Source organism: Saliniradius amylolyticus (assembly GCF_003143555.1).
In the GTDB taxonomy this organism is placed as follows: domain Bacteria; phylum Pseudomonadota; class Gammaproteobacteria; order Enterobacterales; family Alteromonadaceae; genus Saliniradius; species Saliniradius amylolyticus.
The window spans coordinates 1680052-1697944 of sequence record NZ_CP029347.1 but is presented as its reverse complement, the minus strand read 5'-3'; the positions used below and the strand labels follow the sequence as shown (position 1 = coordinate 1697944).

Genomic DNA, 17893 nt, shown 5'->3' with positions numbered 1-17893 from the left:
TTCAACACTCAGGTGTACACAGAGGTTGTCAGTTTATGCTTGCGCCTGCTGGCACCTTACGTTAACGTCAAGGTTAATTATCTGATAATCTTAATAACAAGCAATTAACAGTCTGACCCTACAACAGAGCGAGTCACGCGATGAAACCGATCCCATTAATCATTAACGGCCAGATGGTGCCGTCTCAATCCGAGCAAACCATACCGGTTACCAATCCTGCAAACGGCGAAGTCATCGCCCAGGTGCCTTGTGCCACCGACGACGAAATGAACCAGGCCATCGCTGCGGCCAAGGCGGCTTTTGAGGAATGGCGAAATGTCCCCGTGCCCCAGCGGGCCCGGCTGATGATGCGCTATCAGGCGCTGTTAAAAGAGCATCACGACGAACTGGCTGAGCTTATTAGTAAAGAAGCCGGTAAAACCTTCGATGATGCCAAAGGCGATGTCTGGCGCGGTATCGAAGTGGTGGAGCAGGCCATGAATGTGCCATCCAGCATGATGGGTGAAACGGTGGAAAACGTCGCCCGTGGTATCGATACCTACAGTATGACCCAGCCTTTGGGTGTCTGTGCCGGCATTACCCCGTTTAACTTTCCGGCCATGATTCCGCTGTGGATGTTCCCGCTGGCCATTGCCTGTGGCAACAGTTTTATCCTCAAACCCTCAGAGCAGGACCCGCTCACGCCCATGCGTCTGGCGGAGCTGTTTAAAGAGGCGGGTGCCCCCGATGGCCTTTTGAATGTGGTGCACGGTAGCGCCCATCAGGTGGACCATATTCTGAACCACGAGGACATTCAGGCGGTGTCATTTGTCGGCTCAGTGCCAGTGGGCCAACACATTTACAAGACGGCCACCGATAATATGAAGCGTGCCCAGTGTTTTGCCGGGGCAAAGAACCACTCGGTGATCATGCCTGATGCCAATAAAGACCAGGTGCTAAACAACCTGGTGGGCTCGTCTGTGGGCGCTGCCGGCCAGCGCTGTATGGCCATTTCTGTGGCCGTCTTCGTGGGTGAGTCTCAGGAGTGGATCGACGAACTGGCCGACAAGATAGGTCAGGTTAAGCCCGGTCTCTGGGATGATAAGGACGCCGGTTTTGGTCCGCTGATCAGTGATAAGGCCAAGCAACGGGTATTAAAGCTCATCCAGTCCGGTAAGGAGCAGGGCGCCACCTGCCTGGTGGATGGCTCTGAATTCAGTCTGCCCGGTTATGAAAAGGGTAACTGGGTGGGCCCCACCGTGTTTAAAGATGTGAAAACCGACATGGACATTTACCGTGAAGAGATTTTCGGACCGGTATTGTGCTGCGTGGCGGTGGATACACTGGAAGAGGCCATTGAGCTGGTTAACGGTAATCCCTATGGCAACGGCACCAGCATCTTTACCGCCAGTGGCGCAGCGGCCCGTAAGTACCAGCATGAGATCGATGTGGGTCAGGTGGGTATAAATGTGCCGATTCCGGTGCCGCTGCCGTTCTTCTCCTTCACAGGCTGGAAGAACTCGTTCTTCGGCGATTTGCATGCCTATGGCAAGCAGGCGGTGCGCTTTTATACCGAAACCAAGACCATTACCAGCCGCTGGTTTGAAGATGATATTCCCAGCGGCCCTAATATGACCATTTCGCTGCATTAAGAGAGGTTTCCAGTGAACTTTGAGTTAACCGATGATCAAAAAGCCTTTGCTGACGCCGCCAAGCAGTTTGCCATGCAAGAATTGGCGCCCAATGCGGCTAAGTGGGATAAGGAACACTACTTCCCGAAAGAAGTGATCCAACAAGCCGGTGAGCTGGGATTTTGCGGCCTGTACTCACCCGAGGAAGTGGGCGGTTTGGGCCTGCCTCGGTTGGATTCTTCTATTATCTTTGAACAGCTGGCCATGGGGTGTACTGCCACGGCGGCCATGATGACCATCCACAATATGGCAACCTGGATGCTGTCCACCTGGGGCACCGACGTGGTTAAAAACGAGTGGTGCGAGCCACTGGTCAGCGGCCAGAAACTGGCATCTTACTGCCTGACAGAGCCCGGCTCGGGCTCTGATGCGGCGGCACTCAAAACCACCGCTAAGTCTGATGGCGATGAATACGTATTAAACGGTTCCAAAATGTTTATTTCCGGTGCCGGTGAAACTGATGTCATGGTGGTGATGGTGCGTACCGGTGAGGAAGGTCCTAAGGGCATTTCTGCGGTCGTGGTGCCCGCGGACGCGAAAGGCATTGTCTATGGCAAGGCCGAGGAAAAGATGGGGTGGAATGCCCAGCCCACGCGTCTGGTGACCTTCGAAGACGTACGTATTCCTAAGCAAAACCTGCTCGGTGAGGAAGGCGAAGGCTTTAAATTCGCCATGATGGGCCTGGATGGCGGGCGTATCAACATCGCCACCTGCTCGGTGGGCACGGCTCAGGCCGCACTGGAAACGGCACGCGATTATATGCACGAGCGCAGCCAGTTCGGTAAACCCCTTGCCGCGTTCCAGGCGCTGCAGTTTAAGATTGCCGATATGACCACCGAATTAGTGGCCGCCCGGCAAATGGTGCGCCTGGCCGCCTCTAAACTGGATAATCAGGATCCCGAACGCAGCGCTTATTGTGCCATGGCCAAGCGCTTCGCCACCGATGTGGGCTTTAAGGTGTGTGATGACGCGCTGCAATTGCATGGCGGCTACGGCTATATTCAGGAGTATCCGCTGGAGCGTCATGTCAGGGATGTGCGGGTGCATCAGATTCTGGAAGGCACCAATGAAATCATGCGTCTGATCATCGGCCGTCGCGTATTGGCCGAGGGCGCCGGTGACCTGCTATAGGAGGACTTGTGACGGAACTGGTAACACAGCAAACATTAGAGACGAAAGATGGCCGTTTAATCGGTCATCTGACGTTAAATAAGCCCAAGGCATTAAATGCCCTCAATCTGGAGATGATTCAAGGGCTGCATCAGGCTCTGAGCCAGTGGCAGGATGACGATCGTATTGTGGCAGTAGTCCTGGATGGCGAGGGCGATAAAGCCTTTTGCGCTGGTGGCGATGTGGTGGCCATGCATAATGCTATGCGTGATAACCCCGATAAGACGCCCGAGGCTGTCGAGGACTTTTTCACCAATGAGTATCAGGTGGATTATCAGATCCACACGTATCCTAAACCCATCCTGTTGTGGGGCAATGGCATCGTGATGGGGGGTGGTCTGGGGCTGATGAGCGGTGCCAGTCATCGCGTGGTGACCGAAACATCGCGTATTGCGATGCCGGAGATCACCATTGGCTTGTACCCCGACGTTGGTGCCAGCTATTTCCTTAATAAGATGCCTGCCGGATGCGGTCTGTTCCTGGGCCTGACCGGGGCAAATATCAACGCCGCCGATGCGCTGCATGTGAGGCTAGCCGATCATTTTATTGCCCATGAGCATAAGCAGTCACTGCTTGAACAGATGCAGACTCTTGAGTGGCAGAACGATCACGATGCCAATCACCGGCTACTCACCGACATCTGCGGCAACTATGCGACCCAGTCAGAACCGCATTTGCCCAAGTCACAAATCGACGCCCATCAGTCACTGATCGATGAGGTTGCCAACAGCGGCAGCGCCAAACAGGCCGCCGAAACGATACTTGCGGCAGACAGTGAGGGCGACAAATGGCTGAGTAAGGCGCAGGCATCGCTAAAAAGCGGTTCGCCGACCACGGCGCGGATCGTCTATCGTCAGATGCAGGAAGGCAAAGACAAGTCTCTGGCCGACTGTTTTCGCATGGAGCTGGGCATTTCCTGTCAGTGTGGGCAGTCGGGCGAGTTTCAGGAAGGAGTGCGGGCTTTGTTGATCGATAAAGACAACCGGCCCCAGTGGCAGTTTACCAGCATAGAGGCGGTGACCGATGAGGTGGTTGATGCCCATTTTGTATCGCGCTGGTCAGAAAACAATCACCCTCTGGCCAATCTGGGTAAGGAGTGAACGATGAATATCGCATTTATTGGTTTAGGCAATATGGGTGGCCCTATGGCCACCAATTTGTTGAAGGCCGGCTTTAAAGTTACCGTGTTTGACCTGGTTCAGGCCCAGTGCGATGAACTGGCCGGACAAGGCGCGAAGGTGGCTGAGTCGGCGCCGGCGGCTGCCAAGGGAGCCGATGTGGTCGTGTCCATGTTGCCCGCAGGACAGCATGTGCGTGCCCTTTACACGGGTGACCAGGGAATAGGGCCGTCAATGGGCGAGGGAACCCTGGTGATTGATTCCAGTACCATCGACGAGGCCACGGCCCGGGAAGTGGCTGAGGCGCTGGCCGATTACGAGGTGGATTTCGTGGACGCACCGGTCTCCGGAGGCGTTGCCGGTGCCCAGGCGGGCACGCTGACCTTTATTGTCGGGGGCAGTGATAGCCAGTTTGCGCGCGCCAAACCAGTGCTGGAAGCCATGGGTAAGAATATTTTCCATGCCGGTGATCACGGCGCCGGTCAGGTGGCTAAAATCTGCAACAATATGTTACTGGCCGTGCTGATGGCGGGAACCTCAGAAGCGTTACAACTGGGTATCTCCAAGGGACTGGATCCTAAGGTGCTTTCCGAGATCATCGCTCAATCCAGTGGTGGTAACTGGACGCTGGATAAGTACAATCCCTGTCCGGGTGTGATGGAGTCGGTTCCCTCAAGTAACAATTACGATGGCGGCTTTCTGGTGGATCTAATGTGCAAAGACTTGGGTCTGGCGCTGGACAGCGCGGTGGACAGTAAGAGCTCCACTCCCATGGGCGCACTGGCGCGCAGTCTGTATGCCATGCACAGCCAGCAAGGCTGGGGCCGAAAAGATTTTTCCTCTATTTTTCAGATGTTTAATCACTCTAAGGAGCAGTAATGGACATTCAAAATAAAGTGATTGCGGTAACCGGTGCCGCTCAGGGGCTGGGACAGGCCATGGCACTGTCACTGGCCAAGGCCGGAGCAAAGCTGGCACTGCTGGATCTAAAAGAGGATGCTCTGAAAGAGACTCAGACACAGATCGAGGCGGATGGCGGCCAGGCGATGAGTTTCGCGGTCAATGTGACCGATGAGCAACAGGTGGAAGACACCTTTGCTGCCATTGCCGAGCAGTTTGGCCAGCTTAATGGTTTGATTAACTCAGCCGGTATTATGCGTGACGGCATGCTACTGAAGGTCAAAGACGGCCAGGTGGTGGATAAGATGTCTAAGGACCAGTTCCAGTCGGTATTGGATGTCAATCTGACCGGCTCCTTCCTGTGTGGCCGTGAGGCGGCCAGTCAGATGATCAACACCGGTAGCGAGGGGGTGATCATTAATATTTCCTCGGTCTCCCGTGCCGGTAATATGGGCCAGAGCAACTATTCGGCGTCCAAGGCGGCCGTTGCTGCCATGACGGTTACCTGGGGTAAGGAACTGGCGCGCTTTGGGATTCGCTCAGGCTGTATCGCGCCAGGTCTTGTGGAAACCGCCATGGCCGCCCAGATGCGCCCGGAAATGCGTGAGAAGTTTTTAAGTACAGTGCCACTGCGTCGGTTAGCGGACCCTCAGGAAGTGGCTGATGCGGCCGCGTTTATCTTTAACAACGACTACTTTACCGGTCGGGTGCTGGAGCTGGACGGAGGCACACGCGTTTAGATGAAGGCGTTATTGCTGGACAGGGACGGGATAATCAATGTCGACCACGGCTATGTCTCCCGTTCCGAAGACTTTGAATTCGTCCCCGGTATTTTTGATTTATGCCGCGCTTACGCCAAGCGCGGCTTTTTAGTGGTAGTGGTGACCAATCAGTCGGGCATCGGCCGCGGTTATTACGATGAAGCCGCATTCTGGCAATTAACCGACTGGATGAAGGCGCAGTTTCGCGAACAGGGCGTTGAGATCGCCGGGGTGTATTTTTGTCCCCATCACCCACAGAAGGCGCAAGGGGCCTATTTACAACACTGCGAATGCCGTAAACCCGCACCGGGAATGCTGTTACAGGCAGCCAGAGAGTTAAACTTAGAGCTGCGCCAGTCAGTGATGGTCGGTGACAAACCCTCGGATATGGAAGCGGCGGCGAAGGCCGGTGTTGGCACGGGGTATCTAGTAGGAGCGGACGAATTGCCGACAATGCACCCGGCTGACAGTCTCGTGGCAGAATCGCTGGCCGGGGTGCCCCGACCAGCATAAGGCTCGACGATAATCCGGTGCTAGCGGGTAAAGCGGCTTAAATGCTTAATTGCCTGACTGAGGCGGCTGACATTCAGATCCTGATTAGTCGATTGCTCTTTACCCAGCGGAAAAATCAGATGATTCCCCTTGCTGTCCACCTCGACCCGACTTTGATTATCCAACAGCACCAGGGTGTTGCCATGATTACTAATCAGCCACTGACGCTCAGGGCTTATCAGGCTTTGCCCGGTACTGAACAGATTTTTATCCGCGCCGCACTCAAGCACATCCATAACGGTGGGTAACAAATCCTCATGACTGCTGACCTGCTGGCTGAACCCCGGGATATTGGTATACAGAGGCGCTCCTTTGCCGGGTGCGGTGCTGGTGATGATCACCTGGCTGTTGCTCAGAAGCGTTGAGTTTAATAAGGAGGACAGCTCCACATCATCCACAAAGCCGATGGCCAGCATGGCCTCGTCACTGTTAACGGCGCGTTCAAAGGTATTCCAGTCCCGGCGAAAATTATCGACGCCATCGGGCAAGTCACCGTCACTGTATATGCGGGTCGGCAGACCTAAGTTGTGCGTGATATCGAAAGGCACCGGATGCCGCTCGGCAATGGCTTGCTGGTAGAGAGCCGGCAGGCCGTACAGCACCGAAAAGCGGCTGTCTGAGCGCGAGCTGGCAATATCAAAATGGTCGGTCTGCGGCGTCAGCCCTTCCAGTGTATCCAGCAGTGGCAGGAACTGGCTTTGTTCCCGCACCAGTACGACGACTCTGGCCTTGGTGTTGACCGCACAATACACCGGTCTTAACGGATAATTGACCTGCTGAAAGCTGGTGTCTAACTGCAGCTCCTTACGGCGCTGGTAGCTTTGCAGATCCAGCAAGCCGTATTTTGACATCAGGGTCTTGGCGGTGGCTGGGTAAGACAGCGGGAACATATCATCTTGCTGCAGGATAGGGTCGTAAAGTTTGGCATCGGCCCAGATGTGCCCCCCGTGGCTGATCACAAAACAGGCCACAAAAAAACTTACTACCGGCAGGCTGATACGCTGTTTTTGCAGTCGCTCGATACGCTTATAGATGGCATTGGCCACCATCAGCTGGAACAAAAACCAGACCACAAACAACAACACCAGAAAGCCCCACTGCTGCCAGCTGAGGGAAGCCAGCGCTCCTTGTGTTTCGCTGCGGATAATATCGGCCGAGCTCAGGCTCAGATGTATACCGTGCTTGTTGTACAGCAAAGCATCGAACGCCAGTAACGCCAGCCCCAGAGCGGCGAACACCGAACCAGTGGCCCTCACCAGACGTGCATTGGGAAGCAAGTAGCAAAACGGCAATACCAGAATGATAAAGCCGATAAAGGTCAAAAAGGCGATATGGCTGAACCAGTTGGACAGCAGATAGACAACGCCTAAGGCGGTATCCGGTGCCCGGGAGTTAAACACATACACCGAAGCGATGACGATGGCGATCAGGATATTAGCCAGGGCAAACCAATGGCCCCAACTGACCAGTCGGGCTACGCGTTGCCTTCTCGGGGTTTCTCCAAGTATCATAGCGGCTTATTCCGTTGGCTGGGCCTTGCTATCGGACTGAATGCTTTTTAGCAGCGTTTGAGTGAACTGCTCCGCCAGTGGCTGGCGCTGAGCATCAGAGATCTGGTGGTTGAAAATCTGGGTGACCAGATTGCCGAGCACCATCAAAGACAGATCACGTCCGGCCTGATGTTGTTCCAGTACGCCGATAATGTCCTGGGTCAGGGCGTCAAATTGGCTGTCTGAGTATTTCGAAGTCTGGGGCATGGTGGCTCCGGATAACGGTTAATGGGCCAATAATATCAATAGATTGCGGGTTTCACCACGGCAAAGCCCCGCCAAATGACAGATGTTGGAGAATTATGAGCGCAATTATCAATCACTTTGTGGTTCACCGCCTGCAAAGTGACGAACAGCAGACCTTAGCACTAAAGCCTCGCCATGAGCTGTTATCGGTGACACCACAAATTGAATCTCTGGCCCAGCAGATCCATGCCACCTATACTGCCAAGCCCGGAAAAGGCGTAGGCGGTCTGGGGGATGCCGAGCATCCTAAATTTGCTGAGTTGTTGGATGAGTGGATCAGCGAGCAGCGTGATTTTTTAAGCTTCAGCATCGAGGCGGGCGAACTGTTTCGCAATACTCTGCTGGATTTTGACACCATTGAAACCGGCTTTGTGATCTTCAGCCATTATCAGTACCTGGCCACCGATTATCTGACGATTGCGCTGCTGAACACCAAACAGCATGTGGAAGTGAATCAGGAGCTGGAGCTGACCTACAGCGATCATCTGGATCTGAGCAAGATGCAGTTAGCGGCACGCATCGATCTGACCGACTACCGGGTAGCTAAGGAGAACCAGCGTTACGTCAGCTTTATCAAGGGGCGGGCCGGACGCAAGGTGGCGGACTTCTTCCTGGCCTTTTTAGGTTGTGAGGAAGAGGTGGACACCAAGCAGCAGAATAAGCAGCTGGTCGCCTCGGTGGACGAATACCTGTCTGTGGAACAACTGGCGCCGGAAGAAAAACAGCAAAGCCGTCAGCAGGTGGCCGAGTATTACAAGGAGAAGCTGGAAGCAGGAGAGGATATCGCGGTTAAGGATCTGTCCGAACGTCTGGCAAGGCCGGACAGCGAGCGGGATTTTTACAGCTTTGTGCAGCAGGATGAGCAGCCGGTGGAAGAAAGTTTTCAGGCCGATCGCAGTGTGCTTAAAGGCCTGGCTAAATTCAGCGGCCAGGGCAAAGGCGTCAGCATCAGCTTTGACCGCAGCCTGCTGGGTAACCGAGTTACCTATGACGCGGCCACCGATACCCTGATCATCAAAGAGATTCCGCCTAACTTAAAAGATCAGCTAAGCCGGGAAGGGTAAAGCCGGACTTTAACCCCGACAGCAACCAAGGACACCCTACGCAGACACGCCGTGAATACCTCCCTGTAGGCTCCTCTTCGGCGTCCTGCCTCACAGGGTCTGCTTAATGGTGTCCTTGGTTGTTCAGAGTCAGGCGCATCCAGCACAATTTTATGCCCTCTGCCGTCGGCTCCATGTATAATACGCCTTAGAAATTAAAGATAGCGAGCAACATGCAATTATTTGTTAACGATTTGACGGTGATGGACTTTTCTTATCTTTGCCCCGAGCGGGGCATGGTGGGAGAAAGTTGGATCGTCGACGTTATTCTGGACGGCGCCTTAAACGACGAATCCATGGTGTTGGATTTTGGTAAGGTGAAAAAGCAGCTGAAACGGCTGATCGACGATTATGTGGATCACAAGCTGTTGGTGCCGGCCGAACATTCCTATACCGAGATTCGTCACCACCCGCAGACCGAGCAGGTGACGGTGGACTTTCATCGCCCCGAGGGCCGCTCCATCCATTTGTATTGTCCGCCAGAGGCCTACGCCTTTGTGTACGCTGAAGAAGTGACCATGGACTCGGTGCGCGACTATTTGCGCGATATTATCGCCACCCATCTGCCGGATAATGTTGAAGGCTTAACGCTGGAGCTGCGCACCGAAGAGCTGCGCACGCCTTATTATCACTATACTCATGGCCTGAAAAAGCACGACGGCAATTGCCAGCGTATCGCCCATGGTCACCGCTCCAAGGTGGATGTATGGCGCGATGAGCATCATGCGCCGGATTTACAGTGCTACTGGGCCGAGCGCTGGCAGGATATTTATATCGGCACCCGGGAAGATCTGGTAAAACCCGGTGAGCTGCACCTGTCGCCCAAGGCCTGTCAGTTGGATCTGGACGAGCACTATGGTTTTGCCTACGAAGCCTCACAGGGCTTGTTTGAGCTGGTGATCCCGATGCGGGAAACCGAGATTGTGGAGACCGACTCTACAGTGGAGTGTCTGGCCCAGTTTATGGCCGATGAGCACAAACGCCTAAACCCCGAATCCACCTACCAGGTGATGGCCTACGAAGGCGTGGGTAAAGGTGCGATTGCCAGCGCCTGAGCGGGATAAAGCTTAACGCTCGCCTAAAAGGCGGAAAATGCTTGGCTAAAATTAGCGAAGAATGAGCGCAAGCCAAGCGTTTTGCGTCCATTGTTTAAGGCACTTGTTATGCGGCTTTCAGCCAAATAGGCTTTGATAGATACTTGTAACCATAGCCCGAGCTTTTTCATTAAATGATGGTATTGCTATTATGATAGCCGTTGCTACTAGCCACCATATAATTTTCCCAGCAAAGGCACTAATGATGCCATTTTTGCAGATTTCCAAAAATGTAGGCTTACCGAAATCACTAATAGGGGTTTTCATAAATTTATATATTTCCAATCCACTGGAAGTAACTTTTAAGGATTCATAGTTCCCATTTTGGTCCCCGATAATGCGGTCGCCTGTTATATATCCAGCTTCAAGAAGACATAGAATAGCCCAGAACGTTTTATCTTTCTTCCAATCATCCGTTCCACGCCTAATTTGCATGACTCGAAACTCTTTCGTTGAAGTAATTTCACCAGATTTAATTTTTTCAAATAATTCAATTTCTAACATCAATTATTCACCGATATCGAGTGCTGCATAACAGCTTATTAGTATGACCTTGCAAGTTGTCTACCTTATAGAGGTAGAGGTGAGCATATGTAACCGATGTACAAAAAGCTGAAAAAACTCCTATAAATCAGACCCTAATGAAATGCCGCGTGCGGGGCAAGGAATTAATAAATGTAACCCTTTGAAAAAACAGGCCGGTGGACCCAGCCTGTTATCTTACTACTCCTCAATAACCTGCTGCCAGAGGTTCGCCAGTGCCGGGTCTTTGGCCTCCAGTGCAATGGCGTTGGGCGGGGTTTGGCTGAGTACCAGGTTCATCTGTTTCAGTACATTGTCTCTGAACAGGTGCACGGGGATGCTGGCATCCTGTGGCTGGTGGTCCAGCACCAAAGCCAGGTTGTCGGTGCTGACGGCCATGGTATCCACGGCTATGATCACATCTTCGGCATTGATGCCCGCCAGCGCTGCCGGTGAGCCTTCGGCCACCGTAGTCACCTCCAGCCCCTTGGCATGAGGCTTAAAGGTAAAGCCCGGATGGCAGCGGCGCTGCTCGTCGATGGTGGTGGGACTGGTCAGGCTGGCGCGCAGTTTTTGCAGTTTAACGCCGACTTTGCCTAACAGCGCCGTAAGGTCCAAACGCTCTGCCTGGTAAAGCAGTTCTGTCAGCTCTTTAGCGAGCTTATCGCCAGCCAGCGAACGTACCATATCGATGAAGTCCTGCGGCGCGGTGCCTACGCCTTTTTGACCGAACTCGCGCCACAGACCGCGCATCATGTCATCCATGCTGATAGTGCCTTGCGACTCCAGCCGTAAACTGAGATCCAGCCACAGGGCAATCATGGCGCCCTTAGTGTAGTAGCTGACGATATTGTCCGGCGCGTCCTCGGCCTGTTTATAAAACTTGGTCCAGGCGTAAAAGCTTGATTGGGTCACACTCTGCTTGGTTTCGCCCTGGCCGCGGAACACCCGGGTCAGTGTCTTGCTGAGCAGCTTCAGATAGTCTTCAAAGCCGATAATGCCCGCGCGATAGAGGCTGAAATCGTCGTAGTAGGAGGTGAAGCCCTCATACGCCCATAGCTGCTCGGTATGACTTTCCTGATCCAATTGATAGGGGATAAATTCCTTGGGCTTGATGCGGCACACATTCCAGGCGTGGAAGTATTCGTGGGCGATCAGGCTCAGCAGAGTCTGGTAATTGTCAGAGGTTTCCTCCGGCTTATTGGGGTTAGGAAAATCGAAAGTGGAGCACAGCAGGGCGGTGGAGTTTTTATGCTCCAGCCCGCCAAAGCTTTGTGGCAGGATATTGGTTAAAAACCAGTACTCGTCAAAAGGGGCTTGGGGCGCTTGCTTGCCACTGAACAGGCGAATGTGATGCTCACACAATTTGGTCACGTCTTTGGCGAGCCGGTCTTTATCGGCGTAGTGGCGGCCACTTAAGATCATATGATGTGGCACACCGAATACGCTAAATTCGATGGCATCAAAATCACTGATTTCCATCGGGCAGTCGATGAGATGGGCATAATTGTCGGCCTGATAGTCACCAAAATCGTATTTATCGGTGCCCGGTAGCCGGGGCAGTCCGGTGGCGACTTTCCAGCCAGCTCCTGCGCTCTGACCATCCACTGTGACTCGGTGAGGCTGGTCTTCGAAGCCTTCAACCTGCAAAAATAGTGAGGTGCCATTAAAAAACGCCCGCTCGTTGTCCAGATAGGCGGTACGGACCGAAGTATCGAAGGCGTACACCTGATACTCCAGCGTAAAAGCCTGCCCTGAACTCATCACTTGCCAGCGCTGTTTGTCCAGAGCGATCACATCCAGGGCCTCGCCGGCGTCATCGTTTGCGTTGAGCTGGACAATATTTTTAGCAAAGTCGCGGATCATATAGGAACCGGGGATCCAGGCAGGGAGCGAGAGAATCATTTTGGTGCCCGAATGTGCGGGCACTGATAGCTGTACGTTATAGCAATGGTGATTCTTATCGTCGAAACGAATCTGGTAATGAAGGCTGTGTGACATAAACTAAGCTAATCAATGACTTTGATAGTATATTAACAAAACCACAGCCGGATACGGAAAAAACACAGGTTGGTTATGGCAAACCAAATCCATCGAGAACAACTGGATGAAGAGCAGAGCAGAAAGCTCAGAGCTTTGAGAACCGGAGTAAGGGTGGAATTGCAGGTCAATTCGCCGGTGAATACTCACAGGGTCAGGGCCGATTTTGTTGGTCTGGATGAGCCACGTTGTTTAATTGTCAGAGTCACGGACCCGGCCCGTTGGCATAATATGCGTGACGCCTTTTATACCGATAACGAAGTAATTTTCCGCTCGTTGATTGAGGACGAAGCTGGAGAGATCATCGCCTTTGAAAGCACTATAAAGCTTGTTTTAACCAAGCCCTCGCGACTGATCTTTATCGATTATCCGGACCAGTTAGAATCCCGTAACCTGCGTTCTGACCAGCGCTACCGGGTGCACTCCTCGGTGACGTTATCCGATGGTAGTAAGCCCTTCGGAGAGGGGAGCTTGAGGGATCTGTCTCGCCACGGATGTCAGGTCACTCTGGGGCGGGATTCCGGTTTAGGGAAGGAGATGATGGACAAGAAGGTGAGCCTGCGGCTAAAGGGAACGGCTGAGAAAGCGGTTGAGATCCAGGGCCAGGTGGTCAATTATAAAGCCGATGATACCCTGAGTTACTTCGGTATTCGCTTTGACGAAAAAAACGAAAACAATCAGCGCGCCATTCAGGCACTTTTGGCTGACACTCTAATAACAATATAGCCACCCTGACTCACAGGGCCTGGAGGAAGTATGAGACGAATTGATAAGTTGCTGGCCGAGTACGGCGACAGCCACACCAACAAAACTAACGTGATGATTCACTTTGTGGCGGTGCCGTCCATTTACTTTGTGACCCTGGGGTTAGTCTGGTCTATTCCCGCGCCCCAATGGTTGGCTCAATTTGGGGCCAACTGGGCCCATGTGGTGCTGATTCCGGTGTTATTTTATTACTTTCGCCTATCCGGCCCCATCGGCGCGGCCATGACATTGCTATCGGCAATCTCCTGGGTTGCGATTGAGCTACTGGTTTATTTTAACATCAGCGTGTGGCAGTTCTGTCTGGCGCTGTTTGTGATAATGTGGATTCTGCAGTTTGTGGGCCATAAGATCGAGGGTAAGAAGCCATCGTTCTTTAAAGACCTTCAGTTTTTGTTGGTGGGGCCAGCCTGGTGGTGGTGCCATTTTCTGAAGCGTTTGAACATTTCTTATTAGGCTCCGACAACGGATGCGTTGAGTAGCGCTTGGTTGCGACCAGGCGCGCCAAATCAGGCTGGATTGTCTTATAATCCACATCGTTATGTCTAATTATCCAAATCGTGTATTTTGAATTTCTGGCAACGACTCTTTGAAAGCACCGAACGCCAGTTCTGGGTCTGTCATACGGCAGGCTGGCTTGGCTTTGGACTGATCTACTATTTCGGCTCCTTCTTGCATGACATGCGCAGTGTCTGGCTGTTTGTGATCATGCTCAACGTCTATACCGGCTGGTTGATTACCATTCCACTGCGATACGTGTATCGTCGGGTCTGGCGGCTTGAGCCCTGGCGTATGGTGTTGGTGGCACTGCTGGCGGCCTATATCGCTGCGGTGATCTGGGCGGTGCTGCGTAACATCAATTATTGGGAGATCTACAAGCACGGTTATCGTCCTGACGAGTGGGTGTATTATTTTAGCAATATTGTGCACTCCTTTACGGTGATCCTGTGTTGGAGTGGCCTGTATTTTGGCATCAAATATTACCGCCTGCTGCAGCAGGAAAAGCAAAACGCTCTGAAAGCCACCACTATGGCGCACCAGGCGCATTTAAAGATGCTGCGTTATCAGCTCAATCCTCATTTTCTATTTAACACTCTCAATGCCATATCTACTCTGGTGCTGGTGGGCGAAACCAAGACCGCCAATGGCATGGTGTCGCGTCTGAGTGATTTTCTGCGTTATTCGCTGGATAAAGATCCGATCAAAAAAGTGCCGCTGGATCAAGAGATCCAGGCTTTGGATCTGTATCTGGCCATTGAGAAAGTGCGCTTTGAAGATCGTCTGACCGTACAATGGGATATTGCTGACAAGACCCGGCAGGCGTTGGTGCCCAGCCTGATTCTTCAGCCTTTGATTGAAAATGCGATTAAATACGCCATCGCTAAAACCGAGCAGGGCGGCATGATCAGCATTAGCAGTAAGCAGTTCGGGCAGGATTTATTGATCGAGGTTGCGGACAACGGCCCTGGCGCCGATATTCAAAATGGCATGTTGCGACGCAATCACGGGGTAGGTTTGCCGAATATCCGCGAGCGATTGCAGTCACTGTATGATAATAATTTTTCTTTTACCGTCTCTCATAACGAACCTTCCGGGGTGCGTGTGAGCATTCGTATTCCTTTCCAGGTGGACCAAGATGGCAAATAGCATTAAGACGTTGATTGTGGACGATGAGCCTCTGGCCCGACGGGGGCTGGCAGTCAGGCTGAGCGACTTTGATGACATTGAGCTGGTGGCGGAGTGTCAGAATGGTCATCAGGCGATTGAAGCGATTCATAAATATCGTCCGGATCTGATGTTTTTAGATATTCAGATGCCGGGACTCAATGGGTTTCAGGTACTGCAGTCACTACAATCCGTTCAGGGCAAGCTGCCACTGGTGGTGTTTGTCACCGCCTACGACTCCTACGCCATTAAGGCATTTGAGGTGCACGCGCTGGATTATCTGCTAAAGCCCATCGAAGAAGGGCGGTTGCAGGCCGCGGTCGATAAGGTGCGTCAGCGGATGAGCGAACTGGGTGAGAGTCATCATACTCAGCGCCTAGCCGAGTTAGTAGCGGAGATGACGGGCGATGATTGCGAAGCTATTCTGCATCGGCTGGCGGAAGGTGAACCACTTAATCCGTACCCTGAGATCCTCGCCATTAAGGATGGCAGTGAGACGACCCGGGTGCCGGTCAAGCAGGTGCAATGGGTTGATGCTGCCGGCGACTACATGTGTGTGCATACCACCGATGGCACCCATATTATGCGAAAGACCATGAAAGAGTTGGAGCAGGAGTTGGACCCACGTACCTTTGTACGGGTCCATCGCTCGGCTATTGTGAATATCCGCTACGTGTCAAAACTGGTGAGTCATGTCAGTGGCGAATACCATCTGGTGCTTAGCAATGGCACGGAATTAAAAGTTTCCCGCAGCCATCGCGATCGCGTAAAGAGCCTGATTGGTCGTTAAGCCAGCTAAGCCTCGGTAGACAGCAGATCAAACATCTCAGTTTGAATGCGCACCAGATAGGGATCCAATGGCTTTCGTTGACTCCAGGTTTGTGCCAGGGGCACTTCGCAAACTTTGGCATTTTGTTCGCCCAGCATAATGCCACTTTTACCTGCCAATGCGGCCTCGACGGCATAGGCTCCCAGCTTGGAAGCTAACATACGATCCAGACTCACCGGTGAGCCGCCTCGCTGAACATGGCCCAGAATAACCGGGCGGCACTCAATGCCGGTGCGCCGGTTGAGATCTTCGGCCAGTGCATTGGCGCCGCCCGGCCAAAGATTCTCTGACACGATAACGATATAACTGCATTTACCACGAATTTTCTGCGCCTTTTGGATATGGCGGGTGAGGGCGTCAATGTCGATTTGTTCCTGTTCGCACAGTTCGGGTAACAGCACCTGTTCGGCGCCAGAGCCTACTGCGGCACTTAGGCCAATAAAGCCGGCATGACGGCCCATCACTTCAATCAGAAAAATCCGTTCAAAGGCATCGGCGGTGTCCCGTACCCGATCAATATTCTCCAGTGCAGTATCAATAGCCGTGTAGTAGCCGATAGTGGCGTCGGTTCCAAAAACGTCATTGTCGATGGTCCCCGGCAGGCCGATAACCTGACCGTCCCAGAAATGGCTTAAGTGTTCCGCACCACGGAAGGAACCATCGCCACCAATCACGATTAAGGCATCCACCCCAGCCTGCTGAAGATTGTCGGCCGCCTGCTGCGCCCCCGCTTCGGTCTTGAAGGGTTCGCAGCGGGCGCTTTTTAACAGGGTGCCTCCGCGTTGAATGATGTTATACACATCGCCTGGTGTTAGAGGCTGGTACTCTTGTTCCATCAGGCCGATATAGCCGTGCTGGTAACCTAATACGTTGAGGTTGTAATGGTGGCCGGCCAGCACCACGGCCCGAATAGCGGCGTTCATACCGGGGGCGTCCCCGCCCGAGGTGAGCACGGCGATGGTTTTAATGCCCATAGCAACTCCTGGAGTAAACAAAATGAAGCTTTGCTTCGTTTAGGTTACATTAACGGGGTTAACAAGGGAAAACAGACGATGACATTCAAGCGATTATTTGTGGCGGCGGCGATGGTTCTGACCCTCGCTGGTTGTTCAACCACTTTTGTCTATAACAACCTGGATTGGTTGGTGCACTGGTATCTTGACGACTATGTGGATCTGGACCGGCAGCAGAAGCGTGAATTTGACCAGAAGATGAGTCAATGGTTGGACTGGCACCAACAGCAGGAGTTGCCTCAGTACCGGGCTCAGTTAAAGCAGCTGCGTGAGCAGCTAAACCAGGGTGCAATGACCGAACCACAGTGGCTGGAGCATTTTGAGCAGGCCAGGGGGCATTGGGAGCGACTAAGAGATACCCTGGTGCCCGACTTGGTGCCTCTGGCCAGAACATTATCCGATAAACAGATAGCGTCAATTTTTAAAGAATTAGAGGGCAATGATCGCGAACGTCGGGAAGAACGGGCGGAACAGCTGGAAGGACTCAATCAGCAGGAAATCTTTGAAGTTCGTTACCAGGAAGTGGTTGAGGATTTAGAGCGTTGGGTCGGTGAGTTGCATGATGCTCAGATTGAACCGGTAAAAGTTTATCAGAGCCGTTATCGCTCCACCTTTGAACCCTGGATGGCTTACCGCCAGCGCTGGCGTGATGCGGTAAAAAAACTATTAATAGAACACCGTTCAGAGCCAGACTTTAAGCGTCGCTTTGTAGAGGTGATGACTCGGGTCGAGCAATTTCAGGGCGATGAACTGCCTCGGCTAAGAGAGGTCAATCGTCAACACTATGCCCATCTTCTGGCTCAGTTGCTGCCAGGTCTCGATGACAAACAACGCAGCCATCTGAACCGGGAGTTATCTGAGCTGATTGGCGATATCAACAGCATGCATGAGGAATAAG

General features: G+C 52.9%; 18 protein-coding genes. 13 read left to right on the top strand and 5 right to left on the bottom strand.

The features are described 5' to 3' along the window. Positions 1-140: 140 nt before the first annotated feature. From HMF8227_RS07975 to gmhB, 6 genes are read left to right on the top strand one after another with little or no spacing between them, the layout of a single operon-like run. Positions 141-1631 carry a CoA-acylating methylmalonate-semialdehyde dehydrogenase gene (locus tag HMF8227_RS07975; protein ID WP_109339681.1) on the top strand — a complete coding sequence of 497 codons (1491 nt, stop codon included), beginning with the start codon at positions 141-143 and terminating at the stop codon, positions 1629-1631. A gap of 12 nt (positions 1632-1643) precedes the next feature. Further along, a complete protein-coding gene (locus tag HMF8227_RS07970; RefSeq protein WP_109339680.1) occupies positions 1644-2801 on the top strand; it encodes an acyl-CoA dehydrogenase family protein in 1158 nt (385 codons plus the stop codon). An 8-nt stretch (positions 2802-2809) separates the two neighbouring features. Then, a complete protein-coding gene (locus HMF8227_RS07965; RefSeq protein ID WP_109339679.1) occupies positions 2810-3940 on the top strand; it encodes an enoyl-CoA hydratase/isomerase family protein in 1131 nt (376 codons plus the stop codon). 3 nt (positions 3941-3943) lie between these two features. Then, positions 3944-4837, top strand: coding sequence for a 3-hydroxyisobutyrate dehydrogenase (mmsB, locus tag HMF8227_RS07960; protein WP_109339678.1), 894 nt, complete (start codon positions 3944-3946; stop codon positions 4835-4837). Then, positions 4837-5598 (top strand): SDR family oxidoreductase, encoded by a 762-nt coding sequence (locus HMF8227_RS07955; RefSeq protein ID WP_109339677.1) that lies wholly within the window; start codon positions 4837-4839, stop codon positions 5596-5598. The genes mmsB and HMF8227_RS07955 overlap by 1 nt, the downstream gene beginning before the upstream one ends. Beyond that, on the top strand, positions 5599-6132 hold the full coding sequence (gene gmhB, locus HMF8227_RS07950; protein WP_109339676.1) for a D-glycero-beta-D-manno-heptose 1,7-bisphosphate 7-phosphatase: 534 nt from the start codon (positions 5599-5601) through the stop codon (positions 6130-6132). Positions 6133-6152: 20 nt separating this feature from the next. Here gmhB and HMF8227_RS07945 read toward each other — a convergent pair whose 3' ends face one another. Beyond that, positions 6153-7682, bottom strand: a complete 1530-nt coding sequence (locus HMF8227_RS07945) for a DUF3413 domain-containing protein (RefSeq protein ID WP_109339675.1) — start codon at positions 7680-7682, stop codon at positions 6153-6155. Positions 7683-7688: 6 nt separating this feature from the next. Next, complete coding sequence (locus tag HMF8227_RS07940) at positions 7689-7928, bottom strand: YejL family protein (RefSeq protein WP_109339674.1); 240 nt, start codon at positions 7926-7928, stop codon at positions 7689-7691. A gap of 95 nt (positions 7929-8023) precedes the next feature. On the opposite strand from HMF8227_RS07940, the gene yejK reads away from it, so the two are divergent. Both yejK and HMF8227_RS07930 read left to right on the top strand, forming a co-directional pair. Beyond that, positions 8024-9031, top strand: coding sequence for a nucleoid-associated protein YejK (gene yejK / locus HMF8227_RS07935; RefSeq protein ID WP_109339673.1), 1008 nt, complete (start codon positions 8024-8026; stop codon positions 9029-9031). A 212-nt stretch (positions 9032-9243) separates the two neighbouring features. Beyond that, positions 9244-10125, top strand: coding sequence for a 6-carboxytetrahydropterin synthase (locus HMF8227_RS07930; RefSeq protein WP_109339672.1), 882 nt, complete (start codon positions 9244-9246; stop codon positions 10123-10125). 117 nt (positions 10126-10242) lie between these two features. On the opposite strand, the gene HMF8227_RS07925 is transcribed toward HMF8227_RS07930, so the two are convergent. Together HMF8227_RS07925 and HMF8227_RS07920 are read right to left on the bottom strand one after the other, a co-directional pair. Further along, positions 10243-10668, bottom strand: a complete 426-nt coding sequence (locus HMF8227_RS07925; protein ID WP_109339671.1) for a hypothetical protein — start codon at positions 10666-10668, stop codon at positions 10243-10245. A 219-nt stretch (positions 10669-10887) separates the two neighbouring features. Then, complete coding sequence (locus HMF8227_RS07920; protein ID WP_109339670.1) at positions 10888-12687, bottom strand: M61 family metallopeptidase; 1800 nt, start codon at positions 12685-12687, stop codon at positions 10888-10890. Positions 12688-12762: 75 nt separating this feature from the next. Here HMF8227_RS07920 and HMF8227_RS07915 point away from each other — a divergent pair, with 75 nt between their 5' ends. From HMF8227_RS07915 to HMF8227_RS07900, 4 genes are all read left to right on the top strand, one after another. Further along, complete coding sequence (locus HMF8227_RS07915; RefSeq protein WP_109339669.1) at positions 12763-13452, top strand: PilZ domain-containing protein; 690 nt, start codon at positions 12763-12765, stop codon at positions 13450-13452. 30 nt (positions 13453-13482) lie between these two features. Further along, on the top strand, positions 13483-13944 hold the full coding sequence (locus tag HMF8227_RS07910; RefSeq protein ID WP_109339668.1) for an Mpo1 family 2-hydroxy fatty acid dioxygenase: 462 nt from the start codon (positions 13483-13485) through the stop codon (positions 13942-13944). Positions 13945-14055: 111 nt separating this feature from the next. Further along, a complete protein-coding gene (locus tag HMF8227_RS07905) occupies positions 14056-15135 on the top strand; it encodes a sensor histidine kinase (protein WP_109339667.1) in 1080 nt (359 codons plus the stop codon). Beyond that, entirely contained in the window at positions 15125-15943 is an 819-nt protein-coding gene (locus HMF8227_RS07900; protein WP_109339666.1) for a LytR/AlgR family response regulator transcription factor, read from the top strand. The genes HMF8227_RS07905 and HMF8227_RS07900 overlap by 11 nt, the downstream gene beginning before the upstream one ends. Positions 15944-15948: 5 nt before the next feature. On the opposite strand, the gene HMF8227_RS07895 is transcribed toward HMF8227_RS07900, so the two are convergent. After that, entirely contained in the window at positions 15949-16956 is a 1008-nt protein-coding gene (locus HMF8227_RS07895) for a 6-phosphofructokinase (RefSeq protein WP_109339665.1), read from the bottom strand. 78 nt (positions 16957-17034) lie between these two features. On the opposite strand from HMF8227_RS07895, the gene HMF8227_RS07890 reads away from it, so the two are divergent. Beyond that, positions 17035-17892: a DUF6279 family lipoprotein gene (locus HMF8227_RS07890; RefSeq protein WP_109339664.1), complete on the top strand. Its 858-nt coding sequence runs from the start codon at positions 17035-17037 to the stop codon at positions 17890-17892. Position 17893: the final 1 nt, after the last annotated feature.